Source organism: Streptomyces sp. NBC_00190 (assembly GCF_036203305.1).
In the GTDB taxonomy this organism is placed as follows: domain Bacteria; phylum Actinomycetota; class Actinomycetes; order Streptomycetales; family Streptomycetaceae; genus Streptomyces.
This window is the reverse complement of sequence record NZ_CP108131.1, coordinates 4,827,140-4,852,926: the sequence shown is the minus strand read 5'-3', so window position 1 is coordinate 4,852,926 and position 25,787 is coordinate 4,827,140. Positions and strand designations below refer to the sequence as shown.

General features: G+C 73.1%; 21 protein-coding genes. 7 read left to right on the top strand and 14 right to left on the bottom strand.

What is annotated here, in order from left to right:
• Nucleotide 1 precedes the first annotated feature (1 nt).
• The 5 genes from OG429_RS23470 to OG429_RS23450 all read right to left on the bottom strand — a co-directional run bounded on the left by OG429_RS23470 (nucleotide 2) and on the right by OG429_RS23450 (nucleotide 4,855).
• Complete coding sequence (locus OG429_RS23470; RefSeq protein ID WP_328927237.1) at nucleotides 2–379, bottom strand: hypothetical protein; 378 nt, start codon at nucleotides 377–379, stop codon at nucleotides 2–4.
• Complete coding sequence (locus OG429_RS23465; protein ID WP_328927236.1) at nucleotides 369–2,120, bottom strand: hypothetical protein; 1,752 nt, start codon at nucleotides 2,118–2,120, stop codon at nucleotides 369–371. Before OG429_RS23465 ends, OG429_RS23470 begins: the two co-directional genes overlap by 11 nt.
• A gap of 140 nt (nucleotides 2,121–2,260) precedes the next feature.
• Nucleotides 2,261–3,250 carry a malate dehydrogenase gene (locus OG429_RS23460; RefSeq protein ID WP_328927235.1) on the bottom strand — a complete coding sequence of 330 codons (990 nt, stop codon included), beginning with the start codon at nucleotides 3,248–3,250 and terminating at the stop codon, nucleotides 2,261–2,263.
• A gap of 245 nt (nucleotides 3,251–3,495) precedes the next feature.
• Nucleotides 3,496–4,005 carry a DUF3017 domain-containing protein gene (locus OG429_RS23455; protein WP_328927234.1) on the bottom strand — a complete coding sequence of 170 codons (510 nt, stop codon included), beginning with the start codon at nucleotides 4,003–4,005 and terminating at the stop codon, nucleotides 3,496–3,498.
• On the bottom strand, nucleotides 3,995–4,855 hold the full coding sequence (locus OG429_RS23450; protein ID WP_328927233.1) for a bifunctional methylenetetrahydrofolate dehydrogenase/methenyltetrahydrofolate cyclohydrolase: 861 nt from the start codon (nucleotides 4,853–4,855) through the stop codon (nucleotides 3,995–3,997). Before OG429_RS23450 ends, OG429_RS23455 begins: the two co-directional genes overlap by 11 nt.
• A 242-nt stretch (nucleotides 4,856–5,097) precedes the next feature.
• Here OG429_RS23450 and OG429_RS23445 point away from each other — a divergent pair, with 242 nt between their 5' ends.
• Nucleotides 5,098–5,712 carry a hypothetical protein gene (locus OG429_RS23445; RefSeq protein ID WP_328927232.1) on the top strand — a complete coding sequence of 205 codons (615 nt, stop codon included), beginning with the start codon at nucleotides 5,098–5,100 and terminating at the stop codon, nucleotides 5,710–5,712.
• Between the two features lie 97 nt (nucleotides 5,713–5,809).
• Here the strand turns inward: OG429_RS23445 and purH are convergent, their stop codons facing one another.
• Nucleotides 5,810–7,405, bottom strand: a complete 1,596-nt coding sequence (gene purH / locus OG429_RS23440) for a bifunctional phosphoribosylaminoimidazolecarboxamide formyltransferase/IMP cyclohydrolase (RefSeq protein ID WP_328927231.1) — start codon at nucleotides 7,403–7,405, stop codon at nucleotides 5,810–5,812.
• A complete protein-coding gene (gene purN / locus OG429_RS23435) occupies nucleotides 7,402–8,025 on the bottom strand; it encodes a phosphoribosylglycinamide formyltransferase (RefSeq protein ID WP_328927230.1) in 624 nt (207 codons plus the stop codon). The genes purH and purN overlap by 4 nt, the downstream gene beginning before the upstream one ends.
• A gap of 226 nt (nucleotides 8,026–8,251) precedes the next feature.
• Between purN and OG429_RS23430 the strand changes: the two genes are divergently transcribed.
• Nucleotides 8,252–8,836, top strand: a complete 585-nt coding sequence (locus OG429_RS23430; RefSeq protein ID WP_328927229.1) for a hypothetical protein — start codon at nucleotides 8,252–8,254, stop codon at nucleotides 8,834–8,836.
• Between the two features lie 152 nt (nucleotides 8,837–8,988).
• On the opposite strand, the gene OG429_RS23425 is transcribed toward OG429_RS23430, so the two are convergent.
• A complete protein-coding gene (locus OG429_RS23425; RefSeq protein WP_328927228.1) occupies nucleotides 8,989–10,593 on the bottom strand; it encodes a cell division protein PerM in 1,605 nt (534 codons plus the stop codon).
• A 120-nt stretch (nucleotides 10,594–10,713) separates the two neighbouring features.
• On the opposite strand from OG429_RS23425, the gene OG429_RS23420 reads away from it, so the two are divergent.
• Complete coding sequence (locus OG429_RS23420; RefSeq protein ID WP_328927227.1) at nucleotides 10,714–12,045, top strand: helix-turn-helix domain-containing protein; 1,332 nt, start codon at nucleotides 10,714–10,716, stop codon at nucleotides 12,043–12,045.
• 65 nt (nucleotides 12,046–12,110) lie between these two features.
• On the opposite strand, the gene sucD is transcribed toward OG429_RS23420, so the two are convergent.
• The 5 genes from sucD to OG429_RS23395 form a co-directional block, all read right to left on the bottom strand.
• Entirely contained in the window at nucleotides 12,111–13,001 is an 891-nt protein-coding gene (sucD, locus tag OG429_RS23415; protein ID WP_030710487.1) for a succinate--CoA ligase subunit alpha, read from the bottom strand.
• Nucleotides 13,002–13,022: 21 nt separating this feature from the next.
• Entirely contained in the window at nucleotides 13,023–14,201 is a 1,179-nt protein-coding gene (gene sucC, locus OG429_RS23410) for an ADP-forming succinate--CoA ligase subunit beta (protein ID WP_030864234.1), read from the bottom strand.
• A 278-nt stretch (nucleotides 14,202–14,479) separates the two neighbouring features.
• Nucleotides 14,480–15,679, bottom strand: coding sequence for a VWA domain-containing protein (locus OG429_RS23405; protein WP_328927226.1), 1,200 nt, complete (start codon nucleotides 15,677–15,679; stop codon nucleotides 14,480–14,482).
• 95 nt (nucleotides 15,680–15,774) lie between these two features.
• Complete coding sequence (locus OG429_RS23400) at nucleotides 15,775–18,033, bottom strand: DUF5682 family protein (RefSeq protein WP_328927225.1); 2,259 nt, start codon at nucleotides 18,031–18,033, stop codon at nucleotides 15,775–15,777.
• Entirely contained in the window at nucleotides 18,030–19,136 is a 1,107-nt protein-coding gene (locus tag OG429_RS23395; RefSeq protein WP_328927224.1) for an ATP-binding protein, read from the bottom strand. The genes OG429_RS23400 and OG429_RS23395 overlap by 4 nt, the downstream gene beginning before the upstream one ends.
• Nucleotides 19,137–19,270: 134 nt before the next feature.
• Here OG429_RS23395 and OG429_RS23390 point away from each other — a divergent pair, with 134 nt between their 5' ends.
• Together OG429_RS23390 and OG429_RS23385 are read left to right on the top strand one after the other, a co-directional pair.
• On the top strand, nucleotides 19,271–20,614 hold the full coding sequence (locus OG429_RS23390; protein ID WP_328927223.1) for an SWIM zinc finger family protein: 1,344 nt from the start codon (nucleotides 19,271–19,273) through the stop codon (nucleotides 20,612–20,614).
• 252 nt (nucleotides 20,615–20,866) lie between these two features.
• Nucleotides 20,867–22,459, top strand: a complete 1,593-nt coding sequence (locus OG429_RS23385; protein ID WP_328927222.1) for a DUF5691 domain-containing protein — start codon at nucleotides 20,867–20,869, stop codon at nucleotides 22,457–22,459.
• A gap of 89 nt (nucleotides 22,460–22,548) precedes the next feature.
• Here the strand turns inward: OG429_RS23385 and OG429_RS23380 are convergent, their stop codons facing one another.
• On the bottom strand, nucleotides 22,549–22,950 hold the full coding sequence (locus tag OG429_RS23380; protein ID WP_328927221.1) for a cobalamin B12-binding domain-containing protein: 402 nt from the start codon (nucleotides 22,948–22,950) through the stop codon (nucleotides 22,549–22,551).
• Between the two features lie 174 nt (nucleotides 22,951–23,124).
• On the opposite strand from OG429_RS23380, the gene OG429_RS23375 reads away from it, so the two are divergent.
• Together OG429_RS23375 and OG429_RS23370 are read left to right on the top strand one after the other, a co-directional pair.
• A complete protein-coding gene (locus OG429_RS23375; protein WP_328927220.1) occupies nucleotides 23,125–23,931 on the top strand; it encodes an esterase/lipase family protein in 807 nt (268 codons plus the stop codon).
• Nucleotides 23,932–24,153: 222 nt separating this feature from the next.
• Nucleotides 24,154–25,731, top strand: a complete 1,578-nt coding sequence (locus OG429_RS23370) for a M23 family metallopeptidase (RefSeq protein ID WP_328927219.1) — start codon at nucleotides 24,154–24,156, stop codon at nucleotides 25,729–25,731.
• Nucleotides 25,732–25,787 lie beyond the last annotated feature (56 nt).

The following is a 25,787-nucleotide window of genomic DNA, read 5'->3' as shown; positions in this document are numbered from 1 at the left end:
CTCAGCCTCCCAGCGAGGTCAGCAGCGCGGCCAGGGCGGTCGCCGCGCTCACCGAGTCCACCAGCGGGGCCCACCTTTCCAGCGCCCCGCGCAGCCTGGCCGGCAGACCGGGGCGGACCTCTCCGCCCGTCTCCAGTTCCCCCGCCACCTCGTCCAGTTCGCCGTCCAGCGCCGCCCGTTCGGGGCTGCGGGGCAGCCGTACGAGGGCCGCGCGCAGCTCCCGTACGGCCTCCAGCAGTTCCTCGGCGCCGGGCGCCGTGGCCTCCGTACCGCCGTGGTGGACGGTGCTGTTGGTGTTGTGGGTGCCTCCGATGCTGAAGCTGCTGCCGTGGACGTCGCCGATCCGCACCGCCGGCTGTTCTCCCCCGCTAGTTGCCACCGTTTCTCCTCCTGCCCGAGCTCGTGCGCTTGTCCTTGCCCTTGTCCGGGTCGGAGCCCTGGTGGGTGACGTGGTTGTGGCTCTCTCCGCCGATCCCGAAGGCGCTGTCGCGCACCGACTGGATGAAGACCGCGCCCTCGGCGACGTTGACCGCCCGCTCCGCGAACTCCTCGGTGTGCCAGCCCGCCTCGTGCAGGGCCAGGGTCACCCCGCCGACGATCCGGTCCTGGATCGTCTTCAGGTACCGGTCCAGGTCCATCAGCTGGAACAGCGAGGCGTCGTCCTGCGCCGCGAGTTCGCGTACGGAGACGGCCGGCCCGGCCGGGATCGCCACGCCGTGCCCCGCGGTAGCCATCCGCCACGGGATGCGGAGCGCGCGCACCAGGACGAGCAGCGCCGGACCGAGAGCGCCCGCACCGTTCACGACCGCCCAGACCACCTTGGCGAAGGCGGTGTTGCGCCGCTGCCGCTGGGCGGTGTCGTCGGCACGCTGAAAGTCGGGCCGGACGGGCAGCAGCACGTGCGGCGCCACTTCCAGCATCAGCATCCCGCCCTGCGTGTGGACGCGGATGAAGACGGTGACGACGAGGTTCTCGTCCCAGCCGCCGATCCGTACGCGCAGGAAGTGGCGGCGGCGCTCGCCGCCCTCCTCGACGGCGGTGGCGCGGTGCTCGGCGAACGCCTCGTGCGACAGGTCCAGGGAGTCGACGTCGGGCAGCCCGTCGGCCGGCAGGAACACGCACTCGTCGACGACCAGTTCGCGCAGCCGGTCCAGCACGGAGGCCTCCGCCTCCGGGGAGCCGTGCGGCGACGGGACGCGCAGGGCCTCCAGCCGTGGCCGGATCCGGTCCACGATCTGCGCGTTGTCCAGCTCGTCCACCTCGCCGTCGCCGCGCGGGCGCAGTTCGACGGACAGCTGCCACGGCAGGTGTGCCCGGCCCGCGCCGCAGAACGGATTGCCCACGTCGTACAGGACCAGGGGCGCGTGCTGGATCCGCTGGATCCGCGCGCGGGCCCGCCCGAACCGCCGGCCCGTCACCACCAGGTCACCCGCCCCGGCGGCGTACTCCTCCCGGTCGAGCGAGAGGTGCAGGACCCGGGCGAAGTGCCCGCGCTGGAGCCCGGCGACGGTCGTGAGCAGCAGGAAGACGAGTACGGCGACCCACGAGTAGGCCTCCCCGTAGAAGCCCCCCATCCGCGGCCACTCCAGGAAGATGCCGAGCGGGTCCCGCGCGATCACCCCGCCGAGGAACGGGAAGAAGAACCCCGCCTCCGAGAAGCGCAGCGGCGCCACGCGGCCGTCGGCGAAACCGGCGACCACCCCCCAGAGGACGTTGCCGAGCATCCAGACGGCGTACCCGCGCAGGACGTACTCGACGATCCGGCTGCCGCGGCCGGTCCGGTCGCGGTACCGCTTGATCTGACCGGCGCCGCTGAGCAGGAGCCCGGGGACGATCAGGAAGACGATGAAGGTCTGGAGCAGCAGCAGTCCGAGGGCCCAGACCGCCACCACCGCCACCGCCCAGGCCATTTCGATGCGCCGGGCGCGCAGGGCGTGGGCGAGGACGCGAGCGGCGTCGAATCCGTAGGAGGGCGCGGTGAAACGTTCCTCGTGGACGTACAGCTCGTCGATCACCCGTTCGCGGTATGCGGCGTCGAGATACACGCCGGCGCACAGCAGCCGGCCCGCCTCCGACTTCGACGGATGGACGGGTGCTGCGACGTCCGATATTTCGCTCACCGAATCCCCCTCCGGTGTGAGGAGGCAAAAGGTACGGCGCCCGGGGATGCCAGGACAGACCGGATCACGCCAAAGGCCCCGGCGCGCTGGGCGCCGGAGCCTTTCTCAAGCGGTGGAGCGGTGGAGCGGTGGAGCAGTGATCAGATGAGGCCGAGCTCGCGGACCGCGTCGCGCTCCTCGACGAGCTCCTGCACGGAGGCGTCGATGCGGGCGCGGGAGAACTCGTTGATGTCCAGGCCCTGGACGATCTCGTACTTGCCGTCCTTGGTGGTGACGGGGAAGGAGGAGATGATGCCCTCCGGGACGCCGTAGGAGCCGTCCGACGGGATACCCATCGAGGTCCAGTCGCCCGCGGCGGTGCCGTTGACCCAGGTGTGCACGTGGTCGATGGCGGCGTTGGCGGCCGAGGCGGCCGAGGAGGCGCCACGGGCCTCGATGATCGCGGCGCCGCGCTTGGCGACGGTCGGGATGAAGGTCTCGGCGAGCCACAGCTCGTCGCTGACGACCTCGGCGGCGTTCTTGCCGGCGATCTCCGCGTGGAAGATGTCCGGGTACTGGGTGGCCGAGTGGTTGCCCCAGATGGTCAGGCGCTTGATGTCGGAGACGTCGGCGCCGGCCTTCTGCGCGAGCTGCGAGATCGCGCGGTTGTGGTCCAGGCGGGTCATCGCGGTGAAGCGCTCGGCCGGTACGTCCGGGGCGGCGGCCTGCGCGATGAGCGCGTTGGTGTTGGCCGGGTTGCCCACGACCAGGACCTTGATGTCGTCCGCGGCGTGGTCGTTGATCGCCTTGCCCTGCGGCTTGAAGATGCCGCCGTTGGCGGAGAGCAGGTCGCCGCGCTCCATGCCCTTGGTACGCGGGCGGGCGCCGACGAGCAGCGCGACGTTCGCACCCTCGAAGCCCTGGTTCGGGTCGTCGAAGATGTCAATGCCCTTGAGCAGCGGGAAGGCGCAGTCGTCGAGCTCCATGGCGGTGCCCTCGGCGGCCTTCATGCCCTGGGGGATCTCCAGAAGTCGGAGCTTGACCGGCACGTCCGCGCCGAGCAGGTGGCCGGACGCGATGCGGAAGAGCAGCGCGTAGCCGATCTGGCCTGCGGCGCCGGTGACGGTGACATTCACGGGAGTGCGGGTCATGGCCTTCTCCGTTAGACAGCTGGCGGTCGGGGCGTCCCCGCCCCATGTGCTGGAGGACGCCGCTCCCCAGTAAATCTTGACGTGAAGAGACATCCGCCGTCAGGCTATCGGACCCTGGGGCGGCCGGTCTCCATGGGGGCTGGTCCACCGGATGGATCCGGCCCGTTCCGGCCGCCCGGCCGGTGGGCGGACCTTGGGCGGACCGTCGGCGGGCCGACCCTGCCGGCGGCCCGCCCAAGGCCAGGTCAGCGCACGGTGAAGCGGACCGCCGTCTCCAGGAACGGGACCTCCAGCCACGGCTTGCCGGGCGGGCTGGGCTGCATCACCAGCGCGAGCAGCGTGATCGCCACGCCCAGGACCCCGTACGTGACCATGTCCGTGAACCGGGAGCGCACCGCGAGCATGCCCACCGAGGGCAGTACGCGCCGCAGCACCGCGGCCGCGATCAGGGCCAGGCCGATGACCAGGCAGCCGACCCGCGGATGCCCGAACGCAGTGAGCAGCAGCCCCGCCGCGGTCGCGGTGAGCACGCTGAGCATCGGCCACTGACGGGCGGACGTGGACACGGCCCCGGGGACGGCACGGCCGCTGCCCTCCGGGCGCGCGGTGTCCCGGGTGATGGACGGGAAGCGGCGGGACCTGGGCGCCCCGGCCATCGCCGCCGTGCTCTCGTCGCCCCGCTCGCCCCTCTCGCCCCGCTCGGCCCGCTCGGCCCGCTCGGCCCGTTCAGCCCGCTCGGCCCGTTCAGCCCGCACTGCTGCTCCGCTCCGCCGCCTCGACGACGTTGACGAGCAGCTGGGCCCGGGTCATCGGGCCGACACCGCCCGGGTTCGGGGAGATCCAGCCGGCCACCTCGGCGACACCGGGGTGCACGTCGCCGACGATCTTGCCGCTCTCGTCCCGGCTGACGCCCACGTCGAGCACGGCCGCGCCCGGCTTCACGTCCTCCGGCTTGACCAGGTGCGGGACACCCGCCGCGGCGACGACGATGTCCGCCTGGCGCAGCAGCCCCGAGAGGTCGCGGGTACCGGTGTGGCAGAGCGTCACGGTGGCGTTCTCGGACTTGCGGGTCAGCAGCAGGCCGATCGAGCGCCCGACGGTGATGCCGCGGCCGAGGACGACGACGTGCGCCCCGTTGATCCCGACGCCGTGGTGGCGCAGCAGTTCGACGATCCCGTACGGGGTGCAGGGCAGCGGGCCCGGCTCGTTCAGGACGAGCCGGCCGAGGGACATGGGGTGCAGGCCGTCGGCGTCCTTCAACGGGTCCATCAGCTCCAGGACCCGGTTGGTGTCGATGCCCTTGGGGAGCGGCAGTTGGACGATGTAGCCCGTGCACTGCGGATTGGCGTTGAGTTCCCGTACGACTTCCTCGATGTCCTCCTGGGAGGCCGTCGCGGGCAGTTCGCGCTGGATGGAGGCGATGCCGACCTCGGCACAGTCCTTGTGCTTGCCGTTGACGTACCAGCGGCTGCCCGGATCGTCACCGACCAGCAGGGTGCCGAGGCCGGGGGTGATGCCCCGGGCCTTCAGGGCCGCCACACGGGCGGTCAGTTCGGACTTGATCGCGGCTGCGGTGGCCTTGCCATCGAGAATCTGGGCGGTCATGTACCCATCCTCCCGGATGGAGTGCCCCCGGTTCCAGTCAAGGCGCTCACGGACGCGCGCGGTTCATTGCACTTGCACAACAAGTCACCGGCCGCGCGGGAACCGGCTGGACAAGTTCAGGCGTCTCGGATGACGATGACCGGAAAAGAGTGCCGCGGGCAGTGCCGGGGGGCGGACCGTAGAACAAAGCTTTCCTCCGCGCATGCCGTGCGTCCCCGCACTTCCACGGAGGAACACCCCAGATGAGCTTCGGCGACCCGAACAACCCGTACGGACAGCAGCCCCAGGCCCCGCAGGGCCAGCCCGGCTACGGCTACCCGCAGCAGGCACCCCAGGGCGTCCCGCCGCAGGGCGGCTACGCCTACCCGCAGCAGCAGGCCCCGCAGGGCTACCCGGGCTACCCCGGCGGCCCCGGCGGCTACCCGGGCATGCCCATGGAGATGCCGGGTCTGGTGAAGACCGCGCGCGTCCTCCTCTTCGTCGTCGGCGGCCTGCAGCTCATCATCGGCCTCCTCGCGCTGCTCGGGGGCGCCGCGCTGTCCTCCACGGACACCGGCACCGCCGGCGCCGTGGCCGGCGGCGTGGTCATCGCCCTCGGCCTCTTCCTGCTCGCCATCGGCGTGCTGGCCGTCATCCTCGGCGCCAAGTTCGCCAAGGGCGGCAACGGCGTCCGCATCACGACGATCGTCTACGCCTCGCTGTCCATCCTCGGCAGCTTCTTCAACTTCGCCAACACCTCCGCCAACGGTGGCTCCGGTGTCTTCAGCGGCATCCTCAGCCTGGCCATCGGCGGCCTGATCCTCGCCGCGATGGTCACCGCCCCCGGCGCCTCCTGGTTCAAGCGCCCGCGCTTCTGAGCCTCGTACGACACGCAGGACACGCACGACATGTACGGCGAAGGCCGCGACCCCCAGCAGTGCGCGGGTCGCGGCCTTCGCCGTGTGCGGGACGTGCTCAGTGGAAGAAGTGCCGGGTCCCGGTGAAGTACATCGTCACGCCGGCCTTCTTCGCGGCCTCGACGACCAGCTCGTCGCGGACCGAACCGCCCGGCTGGACGACGGCCTTGATACCGGCGGCCGTGAGGATCTCCAGCCCGTCCGGGAAGGGGAAGAAGGCGTCGGAGGCGGCGTACGAGCCCTGCGCGCGCTCGGCGCCCGCACGCTCGACGGCGAGCTTCGCCGAGTCGACGCGGTTGACCTGGCCCATGCCGACGCCGACCGAGGCGCCGTCCTTGGCGAGCAGGATGGCGTTGGACTTGACGGCGCGGCAGGCCTTCCACGCGAAGGCGAGCTCGGCGAGCTCGTCCGCGGAGAGCGCGTCGCCGGTGGCGAGGGTCCAGTTGGCCGGGTCGTCGCCCTCGGCCTGGAAGACGTCCGACTGCTGCAGCAGGACGCCGCCGGAGACCGGCTTGAGGTCACCCGGCTGGTGCGGGTGGCCGTCCACCTTCAGGACGCGGATGTTCTTCTTCTTGGCCAGGACCTCGACCGCGCCGTCCTCGTAGGCGGGGGCGGCGATGACCTCGGTGAAGATCTCGGCGACCTGCTCGGCGAGCTCGACGGTCACCGGGCGGTTGACGGCGATGACGCCGCCGAAGGCCGACAGCGGGTCGCAGGCGTGCGCCTTGCGGTGGGCGGCGGCGATGTCCTCGTCGTTGCCGGCGACCGCGATACCGCACGGGTTGGCGTGCTTGATGATCGCGACGCAGGGCTCTTCGTGGTCGTAGGCGGCCCGGCGGGCGGCCTCGGTGTCCACGTAGTTGTTGAAGGACATCTCCTTTCCGTGCAGCTGCTCCGCGTTGGCGAGCCCGCCCGGCCGGCCGTCGGTGTAGAGGGCGGCGGCCTGGTGCGGGTTCTCGCCGTAGCGCAGGGTCGACTTGCGCTCCCAGGCGCCCGCGAGGAACTCGGGCAGGGCGTTCTCCCCGGCCTCCGGCGCGTACACGTTCGTGAACCAGGAGGCCACGGCCACGTCGTAGGCGGCGGTGTGCTGGAAGGCCTCGGCCGCCAGCCGCTTGCGCGCGGTGAGGTCGAAGCCGCCGCCCTGCGCGGCCGCGATCACGTCGGCGTAGCGGGCGGGGCTGGTCACGACCGCGACGGAGGGGTGGTTCTTGGCGGCGGCGCGGACCATGGAGGGGCCGCCGATGTCGATCTGCTCGACGCACTCGTCCGGGGTGGCACCCGACTGGACGGTGGCCAGGAAGGGGTAGAGGTTGACGATCACCAGGTCGAAGGGCTCGACGCCCAGCTCGGCGAGCTGGTTGCGGTGGTCCTCCAGGCGCAGGTCGGCGAGGATGCCGGCGTGCACGCGCGGGTGCAGGGTCTTGACCCGGCCGTCCAGGCACTCGGGGAAGCCGGTCAGCTCCTCGACCTTGGTGACGGGCACCCCGGCGGCGGCGATCTTCGAGGCGGTGGAGCCGGTGGAGACGAGCGCGACGCCCGCCTCGTGCAGCCCGCGGGCCAGCTCTTCCAGTCCCGTCTTGTCGTAGACGCTGACGAGCGCACGCCGGATCGGCCGCTGGGTCGTGGTCGGGTCGTTGCTCTCTACGGCGGTCACTGGATTGTTACCTTTCGTCCCTCAATGCGGTAGCCGTGCCGGGCCAGGCGCCCCACGACGTCGACGAGCAGCTGGCGCTCGACTTCCTTGATGCGCTCATGGAGAGCGGCTTCGTCGTCCTCGTCCCGGATCTCGACGACACCCTGGGCGATGATCGGACCGGTGTCCACGCCGGAGTCCACGAAGTGGACCGTGCAGCCGGTGACCTTCGCCCCGTAGGCGAGCGCGTCCCGTACGCCGTGGGCGCCCGGGAAAGCGGGGAGGAGGGCGGGGTGGGTGTTGATGAACCGGCCGCCGAAGCGGTCGATGAACGCCTTGCCGACGATCTTCATGAAACCGGCGGACACGACGAGGTCCGGAGCGTGGGCGTCGGTCGCCTCCGTGAGGGCGGTGTCCCACTCCTCACGGCTCCCGTAGGCCTTGACCGAGCACACGAAGGTGGGGATCCCCGCCTTCTCGGCGCGCTCCAGGCCGACGATGTTCTCGCGGTCGGCTCCCACGGCGACGACTTCGGCGCCGAAGCCCTCGGATCCGCCGGGGTGGGCGTCGATGGCGTCGAGCAGGGCCTGGAGGTTGGTGCCGGAACCGGAAACCAGCACGACCAGGCGGGAGGCGGCCATGGGAGGCCCTTTCTCACGGGAATGCGGTGTTCGTCTTTGTATGGTCATACGAAACTTCGGGGTACCGATATACGGGGGACCATACGAAGCAACCGACCGCCTGCAACGATACCGGCACACGGGACGGCCCCCGAGGGACGGGGGGACGGCCGAGGGGTAGCGTCTGCGTACAAGCCGAAATCGACGTCGTCGTGACGTCCTTGACACAGGGGAAGTAACACACCCGATGCCGGACCGCCGTCAGCCCGACTCCCCCACCGACGACAACCCCTTCGCGGCTCCGCCGGAAGGCCGGCCCGACCAGCCGTGGCAGCCGCGCGGCGGTGGCGACGGCGGCGGGGACGGGAACGGCCGGCCGGATTCCGAGGGCCGGGGCGGCCCGGCGCGCTGGGACCCGACGGACCCGGTCCAGCGCCGCGCCCGCTACGCGCTGCTGGCCGGCATGTGGGGCTTCTTCTTCGGGATCTTCGGGATCCCGTCGGTGGGACTGCTGCTGGGGGCGCTCGCCATGTACTGGGGCATCAGCGCGCTGCGGGGCAGGCCTGCGTCGGCGGAACCGGGCCAGGCCGCCACCCCGGGAGGCCTGGCGGCCCTGGGCGAGGCCGCCCGCCCCCAGCGCACGGCGGCGGTGAGCGGCCTGGTCACGGCCACACTGGCGATCCTGCTGGCGATGACCTCGTACGCCGTGCAGCTCGTGTACAAGGACTTCTACGTCTGCCGCGACGACGCCCTGACGAACGCGGCGGAACTCCAGTGCAACAGGCTCCTCCCGGACAACTTCGTGGGCGACGTCCTGAAGGTCCGCCAGTAACGATCGCTCTACGCCGACTGTCCCCCGGGGCGCGGGCCGCGACCCCACCGGCGCCCGGCGTCCGACGCCCGGGGACTGGCCCCACCCTCAGCCCCGTCGGCGTTTGAGGCGCGGGGCCCGGGGGCTGGTCCCTGGCAGCGGCACGGCGGACGCTACGACGGCGGCTTGCGGCGGGCCAGGACGCGGGCACCCGCCACCGGCGGAGCCAATGGCTGAGCAAATGGCTGAGCCAATGGCTGAGCAGCCTGCGGCTCGGCCGGCTTCGCCGGGATCAGGACCGGACCCAGGTCCAGGCTGAGCCCCGGCACGACGGTCACCGGCCGCTGCGGCCTCGCCGGGACCGGAGCCGGGACCGGAGCAGCGGCAGGTGCTGCGGCCGGGGGTGCGGCTGCGGCCGAGATGTCCGGGACCAGCGTGCCCGCCGCACGACGCAGCGCCGCCCACCGGACCTCCCGCACACCGCTGTCGTGCCACCCGTCCTCCCCGGAAACCGGCAGCCCGGTCCTGACCGGCCGCGTCCGCCATGCCTGCACCCCCACCGCCACCGGCACGGCCAGCGCCAGCGTCCAGACGCAGGCCGCCGCCCCCACCGCCCACCACACCGGCCCGAAGTCCGCCAGCGCCCGCGACCCCAGCGGCCCCGCCGAGGCCGCCGCCAGCCCGGCCATGACCAGCCCGCAGACCAGCGCGCCCAGCGCCGCCGTGAGCGCGGTCTCCCCGTACGAGACCTCCCTCGCCCGGCGTACCGCGAACCAGCCCACCGCCAGCCCGGCCACCACCGGCACCCCGACGACCGTCCAGGTCAGCAGCGACCCGGGCCCCTCGGGCGGCAGCGCCGCCAGCAGCGGAAACCGGGGCAGCGCGGGCGAGCCCGTGAACCCGAGCGGCGTGGCGGTCACGCCGACGCCGAGCGCGAAACCGGGCCCGAGCGCATACGCCGCACCCCACACCATGGCGTTCGGGATCAGCGCGAGCGCCAGCAGCAACACCGCGAAGCGGCCCGACCACACCCCGGTCAGCCCCAGGAAGGTCCCCTGGACCTCCGCGCCGTGCCATGCGAGCGAGCCGCCGACGAGCAGCACCCCACCGCCCAGCAGTACGAGGGCCCCGCCCGCCCCGGCCCGGAGCGCCAGCGCGTACCGGGGGCGCGCGACCGCCCTCCGTACGCCCGTCGGAACCCAGGACGGCAACGACCCGTCCGGTCGCCCCCGGACCGCCAGCACCCCACTGGCGGCGGCGATCGCGGCGACCACCGGGACGTGCCAGGCCGCACTCAGCGGGTCGGCCGGCATGGGCCCGCCCGCCGCGTACACCGTGGCGAGGGCGCCGACGGCCAGATAGCCGCACAGCACGGCCGAAAGGACGGCGCCGGCCGGCAGCACCTCCTCCCCCTCCTCCTCGGAGGCGCTCCCCAGCCGCGCGGCCCGCCGCATGAGCAGCACGGGCAGCGCGACGAGCAGCAGGGGGGTCAGGCCGACGGGCGCGGGCACGCCGGAGAGCGTCTCGTACCGCACCAGTTCCGTCCCGTGGGCGAGCAGCCACAGCCCGGCGGCGAGGTGCAGGGCCCCGGCGGGGCCGCTGTCGGGATAGGGGGAGCTGATCCACAGCACGGTGACGAGCACGGCGAGGAAGCCGAGTCCGAGTCCGGCGGCCACGGCGCCGCCCACCACGCATGCGGCCGCGGCCGGGGAGCGGCGGCGCCGGACGGTTCCCGGGGCCGCGGACAACGGGGTCCCGTGTTCGGTCACTTGGGTCACCCTGCCATGGTGCCAACGACACGCGCTATGGACGGGTAACAGGCGAATACCCGTGGTGTCGCCCAATATACGTTTTATGTACTTTTTCGCCCAGGGTGGTCGGGTCGCGGGGAGCGTGGCATGACACAAAGCGTCGAGTCGGGCTCGGAGCTTGGCCTCCCTTCCCCGAAGGAACGCCGCAGACTGCGCGAAGCGGCGGACCTGACGCACGGGCAGGTCGCGGCGGCCGTCGGCGTCACCGTGACCACGGTGCGCTCCTGGGAGGCGGGCCGCACGGACCCGCGCGGGCGCAAGCGCGCGGCGTACGCGGAGTTCCTGGCCGGCCTCGCAAGGCCGCCGGAGGACGCTCCCGAAGCCGAGGGCCCGACACCGGCCGACCCGGACCCGCCGTCGCAGGCGGCCCCCGAGGCGGCCGAGGCGGCCGAGGCGGCCGAGGCCGACCCCGCGATGACGCCGGTCGTGGCCGTGCCGGCCGCCGCCGAGGCCGTGCAAGAGCTGGTCGAAGAAGGCCCGTCCGGCGCAGCCGACGCGAGCGACGGCAGCGCCGGGCCCGACCGGGACGAAGCCGGCGGAACCCACGAGCCGCCCGCGGTCCCCGATGCACGCGCAGTCCCCGAGGCACCCGGGAGCCCCGTCCTCTCCGGAGCCGAAGGGGCTTTCGACGACCTCTACGCCCGGGCCGCCTCCGGCCTCATCCGCCAGGCCTACCTGCTCACGGGACGCCGGGACCTGGCCCAGGAGGCCGTGGAGCGGGCGTTCCGCCAGGCCTGGCGGCAGTGGCCGGAAGTGGCCACCGATCCGGACCCGGTGGGCTGGGTGCGGATCGCCGCGTACGAGTACGCCCTCTCCCCCTGGCACCAGATGCGCCCGGTCAGCCGGCATCCCGACAAGCCCCCCGCCGAGCCCGCCGACCGGATCCTCCTCGACGCCCTGCTCGCGCTCCCCACCGCCCACCGCCGCACCGTCCTGCTCTACGACGGCGTCGGCCTCGACCTCCCCGACACCGCCGCCGAGACGGAGGCCAGCACCCCCACCGCCGGCGGCCGCCTGCTGCACGCGCACGCCGACCTCGCCGACCGGGTCCCCGAACTGGCCGGCGTACCGCCCGAGAAGCACTCCGCGGTGCTGCACGACCGGCTCGCCGCGCTGACACCGGCGGTACCGCTGCAGGCGCGCCCCGCCGCCGCCGTACGGGGCCGCGCGGAGCGGCGTACCCGGCGGTGGACCCGCGCCGCCGTGAGCCTGACCTCGGTCATCGCCGTCGCCACCGCCTATACCGCCGCGACCGCGCCCACCCACTACGAGCCGCCGATCGCACCCGGCTCGAACGTCTCGGGCGTACCCCCGCTCAGCGGCCCCCAGCAGCTCACCGAGCACAGCAGGCAGCTCCACGACAAGCTGCGCGCGGACCCGGCCGCCGGTCCCGCCCGCATCACCCCGCGGATCGAATGAGAAAAGGGCGTGGCCCGCACCCGGGAAGGGTGCGGGCCACGCCCGTACACACGTGCTGCTCCTGCTTACTGAGCGGCGTTCAGGATCTCGCGCGCCAGCTTCGCGGTCTCGGTCGGCGTCTTGCCGACCTTGACGCCGGCGGCCTCGAGGGCCTCCTTCTTGGCCTGCGCGGTGCCGGAGGAGCCGGAGACGATGGCGCCGGCGTGGCCCATGGTCTTGCCCTCGGGGGCGGTGAAGCCCGCGACGTAGCCGACGACCGGCTTGGTGACGTTCTTCGCGATGAAGTCCGCCGCCCGCTCCTCGGCGTCGCCGCCGATCTCGCCGATCATGACGATCAGCTCGGTCTCCGGGTCGGCCTCGAAGGCCTCCAGGGCGTCGATGTGCGTGGTGCCGATGACCGGGTCGCCACCGATGCCGACGGCGGAGGTGAAGCCGATGTCACGGAGCTCGTACATCATCTGGTAGGTCAGCGTGCCGGACTTGGACACGAGACCGATCTTGCCGGGCTTGGTGATGTCGCCCGGGATGATGCCGGCGTTGGACTGGCCGGGGGTGATCAGACCCGGGCAGTTCGGGCCGATGATCCGGGTCTTGTTGCCCTTGGCGGTCGCGTACGCCCAGAAGGCGGCGGAGTCGTGCACCGCGATGCCCTCGGTGATGACGACGGCCAGCGGGATCTCGGCGTCGATGGCCTCGACGACGGCGGCCTTGGCGAAGGCCGGCGGGACGAAGAGGACGGAGACGTTGGCGCCCGTCTTCTCCATCGCCTCGGCGACCGAGCCGAAGACCGGGACCTCGGTGCCGTCGAAGTCGACGGTCGTGCCGGCCTTGCGCGGGTTCACGCCGCCGACGATGTTGGTGCCGTCAGCCAGCATCAGCTTGGTGTGCTTCATGCCCGTGGCACCGGTCATGCCCTGGACGATGACCTTGCTGTCCTTGTTGAGGAAGATAGCCATGTGAGTCTGTGACCTCTGCCCTTACTTCGCAGCCGCGAGCTCGGCGGCCTTGTCGGCCGCGCCGTCCATGGTGTCCACGCGCTGCACCAGCGGGTGGTTGGCGTCCGAGAGGATCTTGCGACCCAGCTCGGCGTTGTTGCCGTCGAGACGGACGACGAGGGGCTTGGTGACCTCTTCGCCCTTGTCCTTCAGCAGCTGAAGCGCCTGGACGATGCCGTTGGCGACCTCGTCGCAGGCGGTGATGCCACCGAAGACGTTGACGAAGACGGACTTGACGTCCGGGTCGCCGAGGATGATCTCGAGACCGTTGGCCATGACGGCGGCGGAGGCGCCACCACCGATGTCCAGGAAGTTGGCGGGCTTGACGCCGCCGTGGTTCTCGCCGGCGTACGCGACGACGTCGAGGGTGCTCATGACGAGACCCGCGCCGTTGCCGATGATGCCGACCTCACCGTCGAGCTTCACGTAGTTGAGGTTCTTCGCCTTGGCGGCGGCCTCGAGCGGGTTCGCGGCCGCGTGGTCCACGAACTCCTCGTGGCCCGGCTGGCGGAACTCGGCGTTCTCGTCGAGCGAGACCTTGCCGTCGAGCGCGATGACGTCGCCGGAGGCGACCTTCGCGAGCGGGTTGACCTCGACGAGGAGCGCGTCCTCGGCGATGAAGGTCGCCCACAGGGTCACCAGGACCTCGGCCACCTTCTCGGCGACCTCGGCCGGGAACTGCGCCAGGGCGACGATCTCGCGGGCCTTCTCGATGGTCACGCCCTCGTTGGCGTTCACCGGGACCTTGGCGAGCTTCTCGGGGGTCTCCTCCGCGACCTGCTCGATGTCCATGCCACCCGCGACCGAGGCCATGGCCAGGAAGGTGCGGTTGGTGCGGTCGAGGAGGTACGAGACGTAGTACTCCTCGAGGATCTCGGGAGCCGTCTCGGCGATCATCACCTTGTGGACCGTGTGGCCCTTGATGTCCATGCCGAGGATGTCCGTCGCCCGGGCGACAGCCTCGTCCGGGGTGGCGGCCAGCTTCACGCCGCCGGCCTTGCCGCGGCCGCCGACCTTCACCTGCGCCTTGACGACCGACTTGCCGCCCAGCCGCTCGGTGGCCTCGCGAGCCGCCTCAGGCGTGTCGATGACTTCACCGGCCAGCACCGGTACACCGTGCTTGGCGAAGAGGTCCCTCGCCTGGTACTCGAACAGGTCCACGCGCGTCCGTCCCTTGTCTTTTTAAAGATTCGCAGTGATTCGCGGTTGTCTGCTATCTGCGTGGGCGTGCCGCGGAGGGCAACGTGACGGCGCTGTCACAAGGAAGGCGCACACGGTGACCGTGGACGCGGCATGTCCGTCCCGCAGGTTATCCCCGTGGGACGTAGGTCCCTAAATCGCAGATCACACCTGAGCGGTGATACCTGTCACAGAACACCTCACGGTTGAGCTGGAGATTCGTGTGATCTGCCGGTTCCCCGCGATCCGCGCGCGGCCGGTCACGGCACCGGCAGGGGCCGCTTCTCCAGGGCCGCGGCCATCACCTCGGGGAACAGGTCGGGGGTGCAGGCGAAGGCCGGCGCGCCCAGCGCCGCGAGGGCCGCGGCGTGCTCGTGATCGTAGGCCGGGGCGCCCTCGTCGGACAGGGCCAGAAGGGTCACGAACTCGACGCCCGCGGCCTTCATCGCGGCGACCCGTTTGAGCATCTCGTTGCGTATGCCGCCCTCGTAGAGATCGCTGATCAGGACGACGACGGTGTCGGCAGGACGGGTGATCTTCGACTGGCAGTAGGCGAGGGCGCGGTTGATGTCGGTGCCGCCGCCGAGCTGGGTGCCGAAGAGGACGTCGACCGGATCGTCGAGCTGGTCCGTGAGGTCGACGACGGAGGTGTCGAAGACGACGAGGCGGGTGGCGATGGAGCGCATGGAGGCGAGGACGGCGCCGAAGACGGAGGCGTAGACGACGGATGCCGCCATCGAACCCGACTGGTCGATACAGAGGACGACCTCCTTCTTCACCGACTGGGCCGCCCGGCCGTAGCCGATCAGCCTTTCGGGGACGACGGTGCGGTACTCCGGCAGGTAGTTCTTGAGATTGGCCCGGATCGTGCGGTTCCAGTCGATGTCGTGGTGGCGGGGGCGGCTGGTCCGGGCGGAGCGGTCGAGGGCGCCGGTGAGGGTGGCCCGGGTACGGGTCGCCAGGCGCTTCTCCAGCTGCTCGACCACCTTGCGGACCACGGCCCGCGCCGTCTCCTTCGTCGTGTCGGGCATCGCCTTGTTCAGGGAGAGCAGGGTGCCGACCAGGTGCACGTCGGGCTCGACCGCCTCCAGCATCTCCGGCTCCAGCAGCAGGGCGGACAGGCCGAGCCGCTCGATCGCGTCGCGCTGCATGACCTGGACCACCGAGCTGGGGAAGTACGTACGGATGTCCCCGAGCCAGCGGGCCACGTTGGGCGCGGATCCGCCGAGCCCGGCCGACCGTGCCCCCGACGTCTTGCGGGAGCCCCCCGCGCCGCCCGCGCCGCCCCCGTCGTACAGCGCACCGAGCGCGGCGTCCATGGCCACGTCCCGCCCGCTCAGCGCACACCCGGTCCCGCCCTCTCCCCCGCCGAGCACCATCCGCCACCGCCTCAGCCGCTCGTCCCCGGCGGTGCCTGCGGCGGCCGCCTCGGCCACCGTCGCGTTCTCCGTGCCGGTCATCCGTCCGTCCCGTCGACTCGTCGTGTGCCGGCGGCCACCGCCGCCGGTCCCTCTCCCCTCTCGGGCTCCCCCCTCGGGCCGCCGCTGGCCCGCCGCTAGCCCGCCGGGAGGGGGCCCGGCGGTGACAGCAGGAGCAGGACCAGGTCCAGGACCGCGTCCGCGCGGGCCGGGTCCAGGTCCGGGGCGAAGCCCTCGGGGGCCGAGCCGGCGCGAGACCGCCGGGCCGGGCCGCCGGGGCCGCGCCGGACCAGCTCGCCCAGGGTCCGCTTCACTCCCGGCTCGTACGCCCCGAACGTCCGCCGCAGCAGCGGCAGTACGTCGGTGAACGCACGCTCCGGCACCCCCGTCAGCCAGGCGTCGATCAGGCCCAGCAGCCGGTCGTCGTGGACCAGCAGGGTGCCGCCGCCCGAACTCCCGCCGGCGAAGCCCTCGATCCAGCCCGCCGCGTCGGCGGGGGAGGCCGCCGGGGACAGCGCGAGCCCCATCAGCCGGGCCGTCTCCCCGGCCGGGAGCCGTCCGTCGTCGAGCAGCAGCCGGGCCGCGCGGCCGCGGATCAGGCCCGGCACGGTCTCCCGGCCCGCCAGCGTCCGCAGCACCGCGGACCAGCGCTCGCGCAGCCCCTCGTCCGCGTCCGCCAGCAGCCCGACCGCCCCGTGCACCCCGTCCACGTGGCCGCGCAGCTCCGCCGCCGCGTCGGCGTCCAGCCCGGCGGTGCAGGCCGGCGGCAGCGCCACGCATATCCGTTCCGCGAGCCCGGCCGCCACCGTGCCGAGGGCCGCCGCGTCGGTGCCCCGGACGTCCCCGTACCGCAGCGAACGGGCCAGCGCGGGCAGGGCCTTGGCCAGGCGCGCCACATCGGTGTCCAGCGCCGCCCGGTCGGCGAGCGCCCGCAGCACGGCGGGCAGCGCCTGCGACAGCCCGGCCAGCAGGCACCGCTCGGCCAGTGCCGTGACCTCGCCCAGCTCCTCGGCGCCCGCGGCATCCGCCTCCGCCTTGGCGGTGGCCGCCGCCGGGACGGTGGTTCCCCAGATCCCGGCCTCGGCCACCCGCACCGACAGCTCCGGCTCCCAGCGCAGGCGCCAGGTCTCCCGGAAGGTGCCGGTCGTGCCCCGGGAGGCGGTGGGTATGCCCCAGTCGATGCCGAGCAGCCGCAGCCGGTGCAGCAGCAGGGACTTCGCCGCGTCGGTCTCCTTGCGCAGATCGAGCTCCAGCTCGCGGTCCTGCGCCTCGGGCTTGAGCCGCAGGGAGCGCTGGCGCCGTGTGAGGTCGCGCTGCAGCGGTACGACGGGCGCCGTGTCCGGGACCTCGCCGAGCACGTCTCCGACGACCAGGCGGTCCTCGATCAGCGCGAGCGGTATGTCGGAGCCGTCGCACATCACCGCCCGGACCGCTTCCAGGGTCTCCGTCAGGCCCGGCAGCGGCCGCCCCCGCATCGCGGCGAGGGTCCGGGCCAGCCGGACCGCCTCGATGACGTGGGCGGAGGAGACCTGCCGGTCCTCCTCCCGGAGCAGCCCGGCGACCTTGGTCAGCCAGCGCTCCACGGGCCGGTCCCGGGCGGCGAAGAGGTGCGCGTACCACCCGGGCGAGGCGATGCCCGCTCCGTACCCTCCGGCCCGGGCCAGCCTGCGGTGGGTCCAGGGCACCCAGGCGGTCTCCACCTTGACCTTGGGCAGGCCGGTCAGCAGCGCCTTGTCGGCGGCCGCGGTGGTCTTCGCGCGCAGCGCCGGGACGTGCCAGGCTCCGCACACCACGGCGTACGTGTCGCCGAACTCCCGGCGGGCGGCCCGCATCCGCTGCCGCATGTACGCCTCGCGCACGAGGTCGCGCCCGTGACCGCTCTCTCCAGACCCCTCGCGCAGGGCTCCCATGGCCTCCCCGAGCGCCTCGAACGGGGCGAGGGGATCCCGTACGGCCCCGGAGTCCCGGTGCTCGACCGCGTCCTCCCACCAGCGCTCGGGGTCGTCGTACCCGGCGGCATCGGCCAGCACCGCGAGGGGGTCCGGCCGGGCGGAGTCCGGCTCCTCGCCCTCGTCCCGCGCGGCCAGCGAGTGCGCGGCGGGGAGGTCCATGAACCGGACGGGTACGCCGGCCTCCTGGGCCCAGCGGATCGCGACCCACTCCGGGGAGAACTCGGCGAGCGGCCAGAACGCGGCCCGGCCGGGATCGTCCGCGGCGTGCGCGAGCAGCGCCACCGGCGGCCGCATCCCGGGATCGGCGGCCAAGGCGAGCAGCGCGTCCCCCTCGGGCGGCCCCTCGACGAGCACGGCGGGCGGCCGGGCCGCGTCGAGGGCGGCGCGCACGGCGCGGGCCGAGCCGGGCCCGTGGTGCCGTACGCCCAGGAGCAGTGGGCTCATACCGTCACCTCCCGGCAGGCGCGGTAGAAGTCCTTCCAGCCGTCCCGCTCGCGCACCACGGCCTCCAGGTACTCCTGCCAGACGACCTTGTCGGCGGCCGGGTCCCGGACGACGGCGCCGAGCATCCCGGCGGCCACGTCGGAGGGGCGCAGCACGCCGTCCCCGAAGTGGGCGGCCAGGGCCAGGCCGCCGGTGACGACGGAGATGGCCTCGGCGGTGGACAGGGTGCCGCTGGGCGACTTCACCTTCGTCCGGCCGTCGTCGGTGACTCCGTCGCGCAGCTCGCGGAAGACGGTGACGACGCGGCGGATCTCCTCCAGGCCCTCGGGTACGGCCGGCAGGTCGAGGGAGCGGCCCATCTGGTCGACGCGGCGGGCGACGATGTCGACCTCGGCGTCGGCGGTGGCGGGCAGCGGCAGGACGACGGTGTTGAAGCGCCGACGCAGCGCGCTGGAGAGCTCGTTGACCCCGCGGTCGCGGTCGTTGGCGGTGGCGATGAGGTTGAAGCCGCGCACGGCCTGCACCTCTTCGCCGAGTTCCGGTATCGGGAGGGTCTTCTCGGACAGGACGGTGATGAGGGTGTCCTGGACGTCGGCGGGGATGCGGGTGAGCTCCTCGACGCGGGCGGTCATGCCGTCGGCCATGGCCCGCATGACGGGGCTGGGGACGAGGGCCTCGCGGCTGGGGCCGTGGGCGAGGAGGCGGGCGTAGTTCCAGCCGTAGCGGATCGCCTCCTCCGGGGTTCCGGCCGTGCCCTGGACGAGGAGGGTGGAGTCCCCGCTGACGGCGGCGGCGAGGTGCTCGGACACCCAGGTCTTGGCGGTGCCGGGGACGCCGAGGAGGAGCAGGGCGCGGTCGGTGGCCAGGGTGGTGACGGCGACTTCGACGATGCGGCGCGGCCCGACGTACTTGGGCGTGATGACCGTGCCGTCGGCGAGCGTGCCGCCCTGCAGGTACGTGGCCACGGCCCAGGGGGAGAGCTTCCAACGGGCCGGGCGGGGCCGGTCGTCGGCGACGGCGAGGGCTTTCAGTTCGTGTGCGAAGGCGTCTTCGGCGTGCGGTCGCAGCGCCTCGCCGCGCTGGGTGTCCTCGGGCATGGTCATGGTCCCCCTCCGATGCTCGGCAGCCGCTCCCGACTGCTGTGTCCAAGGTGCACCACGGCACTGACAACGCCCTTTGTTCGAGGCGTTGTTGCAGGTCAGAGCGATTGTCAGTGGGGGTCCGTACGGTGGTTCACATGACTGAGCAGCACGTCCGCTGGACGGCGGAACAGGTACTGGCTCTGGCTCCTGACGATGCCTCACGCAAGGCGGGAGGCAGGCTCGGCGGGGCGGGTCCGTGGTCGCAGATCGGAGGTTCCGCTTCCGGTTCGCTGTGGGGGTTGTGCAAGGGCAGCGGCAGCACGCCGTACCGGACGGTCGTGGATCTGGCGGGGCCGGCGTACAAGTGCTCCTGCCCGAGCCGCAAGTTCCCGTGCAAGCACGCGCTGGGACTGCTGCTGCTCTGGTCCGCGGAAGGGGTGGGCGAGCCGGGTGAGGCGCCGGAATGGGCCGCACAGTGGCTGGCGGACCGGGCGGCGAAGGCCGCGCGGCCGGCCGCCGCGGCGGGCAGGCCGGCGGACGAGGAGGGGGCCCGTCGGCGGGCCGAGCGGCGGGCGGCGCGGATCGGCGCGGGCGTCGGCGAGCTGGAGCAGCGGCTGGCCGACCTGCTGCGCGGCGGTCTCGCCGACCAGGAACAGTCGGGGTACGCGAGGTGGGAGGAGACGGCCGCCCGGATGGTCGACGCCCAGGCACCCGGACTGGCCGCGCGGGTCCGGGAGTTGGGGACGATACCCAGTTGCGGCTCCGGCTGGCCCGCCCGGATGCTTGAGGAGGCGGCGCTGCTGCACCTGCTGGACCGGGCCTGGCTGGGGGTGGCCTCGTTGCCAGAACAGCTGGCGGCGACCGTGCGCAGCCGGGTGGGACTGCCGGCCTCCGGGGAGGGGGAGGCCGTACGGGACCGATGGCTGGTGCTCGCCCAGTACGACTCGGTGTCACCGGACGGCCGGCTCACCACCCGCCGGATATGGCTGCGCGGGCTGGGGAGCGGGCGGCCCGCCCTGGTGCTGGACTTCGGACCGCCCGGGCGGCCGCCGGGGCTGGCGCTGCCGGTGGGGCTGGTGCTGGAGGCGGAAGTCCGCTTCCGGCCCGGGTCGGCGGGGCTGCGGGCGGATCTCGGGGAGAGACGGCCGGCGGCCGTGCCGTGCGCGGAGGTTCCGGCCGGGGTGAGCACGGGGGCCGCCCTGGAGGCCTACGGGGCGGCGCTGCGGGAGGACCCGTGGCTGGAGTCCTGGCCGGTGGTCCTGGGCCCGGTGATCCCGATACCGGGAGAGCTGGGCTGGCAGCTGGCGGACGCGGAGGGCACCTCCGCCCTGCCGGTGCCCCTCACCGGGGCCGGGAGCCGCTCCCGACCGGGGTTGTGGCAACTGGCCGCACTGTCGGGCGGGGGGCCCGTCACGGTGTTCGGGGAGTGCGGCCATCGCGGCTTCACCCCCCTGACGGCCTGGCAGCCGGGCTCACCCGAGCCGGTGCCGCTCGCCTGAACAAGGGGCGGAAACACATAGGAAAGCGCTGGGGGCCTGGGGGCCCGTGTGCCGCGGGAGCGGCGGGGAGGGGAACGGGGAGGACACGGCGGCGCGGGTGCGTCGGCGTGACGTGACGAGAAGCCGGGGGGCTTTGCCGTGAACGACAACCACGCCAGCTGAACGAATTCAACGACGGCATCGACAGCTCCGGTCCCGCGGAGGGGGCGGGATCGGAGCGCAGGACTCGCAGAGGGCAGAGGGAGGGGTTCGATGGTCACGGGCGACGAGGGGTACGACGAGGGGTACGGGGACTGGGAGGAGCTGGTCGGCGCCGCACTGCTGGGCACCGACCGGCGCCGGGGCGGGGGCCCGGCCGGCTCGCCGGAGGCCTTGCTGGACGCGGCGGCCGTGCACACCGTGCGGCGCCGGGCGGGGCTGCGGCCGGCCGAGGCGGGCCCGCGCCCGCAGCCCGCGCCCCGGGACCCGCGGCCGGCACCACCGGCGGCGGCCCGGCAGCGGCTCGCGCAACTGCTGGCCGGCCGGACCGCCGCGGCGAGCGGCGGCCGGCGCGGCGCGGCCCCGGATCTGACGGAGCTGCTGCCGCAGTGGCTGGCCGCGGCCGGCCGGCACGGTTACCGCTCACCGGCCGCGCTCGTGCCCGCGCTGCTGGACGCGGCCCGGGCCCGTACGGATCTGAGGGCACCGGCGCTGGCGCTGGCCGGGGCGCGGGGGATGTGGCTGGCGCGGCTGAATCCGGACTGGCGGTTCGCCCTGCGCGGCGGAGCCGGAGGAGCCGGGGAGCTGCCGGACGTGACGGACGGGGCCGCGGTGGAACGGCTGTGGCAGGAGGGGCTGTTCGCGGAGCGGGTGGCGCTGTTGGGTGCCGTACGGGCCCACGAGGCGGCGGCCGCGCCGAGGCTGCTGGCGACGACCTGGGCCACCGAGCGGGCCGAGGACCGGCTGATGTTCCTCGATTCGCTGCGGGCGGGGCTGTCGCCGCAGGACGAGCCGTTCCTGGAGGCCGCCCTGGGCGACCGCAGCCGCAATGTCCGCGCGACGGCGGCCGAGCTGCTGTCGGCGCTGCCGGGCTCGGCGCTGGCCGGGCGGATGGCGGAGCGCGCCCTGGCATGCGTGGGCCCCGAGGGGGTGACCCCGCCGGCCGAGTGCGATGCGCGAATGCTGCGGGACGGGGTGGTCAAGCGGCCCCCCGCCGGACGCGGGGAACGGGCCTGGTGGCTCGGCCAGTTGGTGGAGGCGGCCCCGCTGTCCTGCTGGCGGGATCGGTTCGGTGGGCTCGGCCCGGCGGAGATCGTGGCGCTCCCGGTGGCCGGGGGCGAGGAGTGGCGGGAGGAACTGCACGCGGCCTGGTGCCGGGCGGCGGTGCGCCAGCGCGACGCGCGGTGGTCGCGGGCTCTGCTCGGCCCGGCGTCCGCGCCGCCCGCGGCGGGGCCGGGGACGGCCTCACTGGCGGAGCGGGCGAAGCTGCTGGAGACCCTGTCGGACGGGGAACGGGCGGACTGGGTAGCGGAGTTCATACGGGCCCACGGGCTGTCGGAGGCGTTCCAGCTGCTCGGGGTGTGCGTGGTGCCGTGGGCCGGGGCGCTGGGGCGGGCCGTGGTCGACGCGCTGGACTCCGCCCGGGAGGCGGGCAGCTACCCGTGGAGCTTCAGCGGGGTGATGGGGCTGGCGGAGCGCTGCCTCGACCCTGCGGAGGCGGGGCGGCTGGAGATACTGACCGCGGCGGCCTCGGCGCCGCCGGAGGCGGAGTCCGGCGCCGCCGCGTACTGGGCGGAGGCCTTTCAGCGGCTGGTGGCCACCCTTCGCCTGCGCGAGGCGATGCTGGCGGAGCTGGCCCCGGCCTGACCCCGCCCTCCGGGGGCGGGGTGGCGGTGGCGGGGCTCGAAGATCCCGGGGCTCCGCCCCGGATCCCGCGCCGGACGGCCGTGGGACGGCTACTGGCGGACGTTGCCGCGGACCCAGTCGACGATGGAGGTCGTGGTCGCGCCCGGGGTGAAGATCTCGGCCACGCCCTTCTCCTTCAGGGGGGCGATGTCGTCCTCCGGAATGATGCCGCCGCCGAAGACCTTGATGTCCTCCGCGTCGCGCTCCTTGAGGAGTTCCAGCACGCGCACGAAGAGCGTGTTGTGGGCGCCGGAGAGGATCGAGAGGCCGATGGCGTCGGCGTCCTCCTGGATGGCGGTGTCCACGATCTGCTCGGGGGTCTGGTGGAGGCCGGTGTAGATGACCTCCATGCCCGCGTCACGCAGCGCCCGCGCGATCACCTTCGCGCCGCGGTCGTGGCCGTCGAGACCCGGCTTGGCCACCACCACACGGATCGGACCGGTCACACCCATCGCACTGCCTCCCGAGTGAACGAACGTTAAGTACAGCATCGCGCACGCCGCCGTTTCACGGTCAACCAGGAGGGGGAAATCACACGTGGGACGGCATTGCGCCACCGTGCCGGCAGCCGCACGGCACGGTGGCGCGACCGGCCGCAGTCCCAGAAGGCTCAGGGGAGGCCATCGATGGGGCTGTGCGTACCCGTGTCCATTCCCGTATCCGGCGCCGCGCTGCGGGCCGGAGCGCTCGAGGTGATCGTGCTCGGCGGGCACCTCCTCCTGTATCCCACCGGAGTGTGCCAGGAGAAGGTCGGCGCCGGTCCACCGGCGACACGCTCGTCCGCGACGTCCGCGACGCGCCCGCCCGCCCTCCTCCTCCACGGGTTCTCCGACAACCGTTCCGTCTTCGTCCTACTGCGCCGCGCCCTCGGGGCGGGGGGCCGCCGGCACGTGGAGGCGTACAACTATTCGCCCTTCACCCGCGACCTGCGCGTGACCGCCCGCCATCTGGCCCGGCGCGTCGAGGAACTGTGCACGCGCACCGGGCAGGAGCAGGTGGACCTGGTCGGCCACAGCCTGGGCGGACTGGTCGCCCGGTACTACATCCAGCGCCTCGGCGGCGACGCCCGCGTCCGGACGCTCGTCACGCTCGGCACCCCGCATTCCGGCACGTCGGTCGCCCCCTTCATGGACGCGCACCCGCTGGTCCGGCAGATGCGCCCCGACTCCGAGGTGCTCGCCGAACTGGCCGCGCCCGCGCCCGGCTGCGCGACCCGATGTGTGGCGTTCTGGAGCGAGTTCGACGCGCTGATGGCCCCGGTCGGTACGGCCCGGATCGAGCATCCGGATCTGCGCGTGGAGAACGTGCAGGTCACCGGCATCGGGCATCTCGCCCTGCCCGCGCATCCCACCGTGATCGCGGCGGTCCTGCGCGCCCTCGACGGGCCCGCGACGGCCGTGTCGGGGAGCTCGGAAGCCACGTCCGTCGCATAGACGCACAACGACGAAGAGTCGAACGAATTTCGAACTCAAGGCCAAGGGTGCGTCTTTGTGCGACCGAAAGACGGCCGAATGCCCGGTTCCCGGGATATGGACGTCCTCCGAAGATTGTCGTTGCCAGTAACCGCCGGGTACAGTCACGCCACTGCTCTCCTCCGGTGAACCACGAGTTCCCCGGCCACCCAGGCCCCCACTGCCGAGGCGAAAGAGAAGTTGGTGAACGACCGCCCCTCGCCGGGCCAGTACCCGGATCCCGGGTATGACGGCCTTGCCACCGCCACTTTCGCTGGTGACTCGACCTACGTTTCCTACGAAACGCAGGGCCAGGGGGTCAACTACGCGGCATACGGCTCCTACGAGACCGGCGCGTACGACACCACCGCGTGGACCTCGCAGGACCCCTACCTGTGCTCGATCCCGGCCCAGGGTGTCCCTGCGGACGGCACCGGGCTGGGGGCACCTCCCAGCGGTAGCTGGGGGAGGGACACGAACGCCTGGAGCACCCCGAGCGCCCCGAGCGCGGACTACTCCGGCTACACCGAGTACCAGCAGCCGCAGGCCTCCTTCGACTACGAGACCTCCGCCGAGCAGACCGGCCACTGGTCGATGCCGGGCTACGGCACCCTCACCGGCACCGAGACGGGGGCGTACGACGCCACCGCCTGGAACTCCGTCCCGGAGACGCAGACCCAGCCGCAGCAGCAGCCCGAGACCGGCTACACGTACGGGTACGAGTACCAGCAGCCCGCGCAGCAGGAGCAGGAGTACGCGCAGCCGGAGCAGGAGTACGCGCAGGAGTACACCTACGAGGCGCCCTACAGCGAGACCGCGGGCTTCGAGCCCGTCACCGACGAAGCGCCCGAAACACCCGGGGCACCCGAAGCGGACGAGGCGCACGAAGCGTACGAGGTGCCCGAGGCGTACGAAGCGCCCGCGGTGCACGACCTCCCCACCCAGGCCGTACCCCTGACCTCCGTGCCGCGCGCCGCGCGCCGGACCACCGCCAAGGGCGACACCAAGGCGGGCACCAAGGCCGGCGCGAAGGCCGGCAGCAGCCGTCGCCGCACCCCGGCGAAGCGTTCCGCCTTGTTGACCGTGGCCGTCCCCTCCGCCTGCGTGATGGGCGTCGCCGGCGTCGCCGCCGCCTCCGTCGGCGGGCTCACCGGCACGGACAAGCCCAGCGAGGACACCACCACGATGGCCGCGCCCGACCCGGCCTCCGTCAAGCCCGTCGCGGCGAACACGAAGCTCGACACCCAGCTGGCGGCGCTCAGCGCCGACGCGGGCGACTTCGCGGACCGCGCGAGCCGCACGCAGGAGCGCATCGACCTGCGCCAGCGCCAGGACGATGAGAAGAAGAAGAAGGCGGAGGAGGCCGCGGCCAAGGAAGCGGCCCGCCCCAAGTTCGCGATCCCCGTCGGGCAGCACGGCCTCAGCGCCAGCTTCGGCCAGGCGGGCGGCATGTGGATGTCCGTGCACACGGGCATCGACTTCCCGGTCTCCTACGGCACCCCGGTCATGGCCGCCACCGACGGCACCGTGCGCACGCAGTGGAACAGCGCCTACGGGAACATGGCCATAGTGACCTCGCCCGACGGCACCGAGACCTGGTACTGCCACCTCAGCAGCACCAAGATCCGGTCCGGCAAGGTGAAGGCCGGCGACGTCATCGCCTACTCGGGCAACTCCGGCAACTCCACCGGCCCGCACCTCCACTTCGAGGTACGGCCCGGCGGCGGGTCCGCGATCGACCCCCTGCCGTGGCTCCGCAGCCACGGCCTGGACCCGACGTAACCCGACGTATCCCGGCGAACCCCTGGGCCCTCCGGGCCCCCTGGACCCCTGAGCCC

Excerpts from the sequence above, each read along its gene's own strand:
- OG429_RS23460 (WP_328927235.1), bottom strand. The coding sequence starts at position 3,250 with ATGACCCGCACTCCCGTGAATGTCACCGTCACCGGCGCCGCAGGCCAG.
- OG429_RS23450 (WP_328927233.1), bottom strand. The coding sequence starts at position 4,855 with ATGACCGCCCAGATTCTCGATGGCAAGGCCACCGCAGCCGCGATCAAG.
- OG429_RS23445 (WP_328927232.1), top strand. The coding sequence starts at position 5,098 with ATGAGCTTCGGCGACCCGAACAACCCGTACGGACAGCAGCCCCAGGCC.
- purN (WP_328927230.1), bottom strand. The coding sequence starts at position 8,025 with ATGGCCGCCTCCCGCCTGGTCGTGCTGGTTTCCGGTTCCGGCACCAAC.
- OG429_RS23430 (WP_328927229.1), top strand. The coding sequence starts at position 8,252 with ATGCCGGACCGCCGTCAGCCCGACTCCCCCACCGACGACAACCCCTTC.
- OG429_RS23420 (WP_328927227.1), top strand. The coding sequence starts at position 10,714 with ATGACACAAAGCGTCGAGTCGGGCTCGGAGCTTGGCCTCCCTTCCCCG.
- sucD (WP_030710487.1), bottom strand. The coding sequence starts at position 13,001 with ATGGCTATCTTCCTCAACAAGGACAGCAAGGTCATCGTCCAGGGCATG.
- OG429_RS23405 (WP_328927226.1), bottom strand. The coding sequence starts at position 15,679 with ATGACCGGCACGGAGAACGCGACGGTGGCCGAGGCGGCCGCCGCAGGC.
- OG429_RS23400 (WP_328927225.1), bottom strand. The coding sequence starts at position 18,033 with ATGAGCCCACTGCTCCTGGGCGTACGGCACCACGGGCCCGGCTCGGCC.
- OG429_RS23395 (WP_328927224.1), bottom strand. The coding sequence starts at position 19,136 with ATGACCATGCCCGAGGACACCCAGCGCGGCGAGGCGCTGCGACCGCAC.
- OG429_RS23390 (WP_328927223.1), top strand. The coding sequence starts at position 19,271 with ATGACTGAGCAGCACGTCCGCTGGACGGCGGAACAGGTACTGGCTCTG.
- OG429_RS23385 (WP_328927222.1), top strand. The coding sequence starts at position 20,867 with ATGGTCACGGGCGACGAGGGGTACGACGAGGGGTACGGGGACTGGGAG.
- OG429_RS23380 (WP_328927221.1), bottom strand. The coding sequence starts at position 22,950 with ATGGGTGTGACCGGTCCGATCCGTGTGGTGGTGGCCAAGCCGGGTCTC.
- OG429_RS23375 (WP_328927220.1), top strand. The coding sequence starts at position 23,125 with ATGGGGCTGTGCGTACCCGTGTCCATTCCCGTATCCGGCGCCGCGCTG.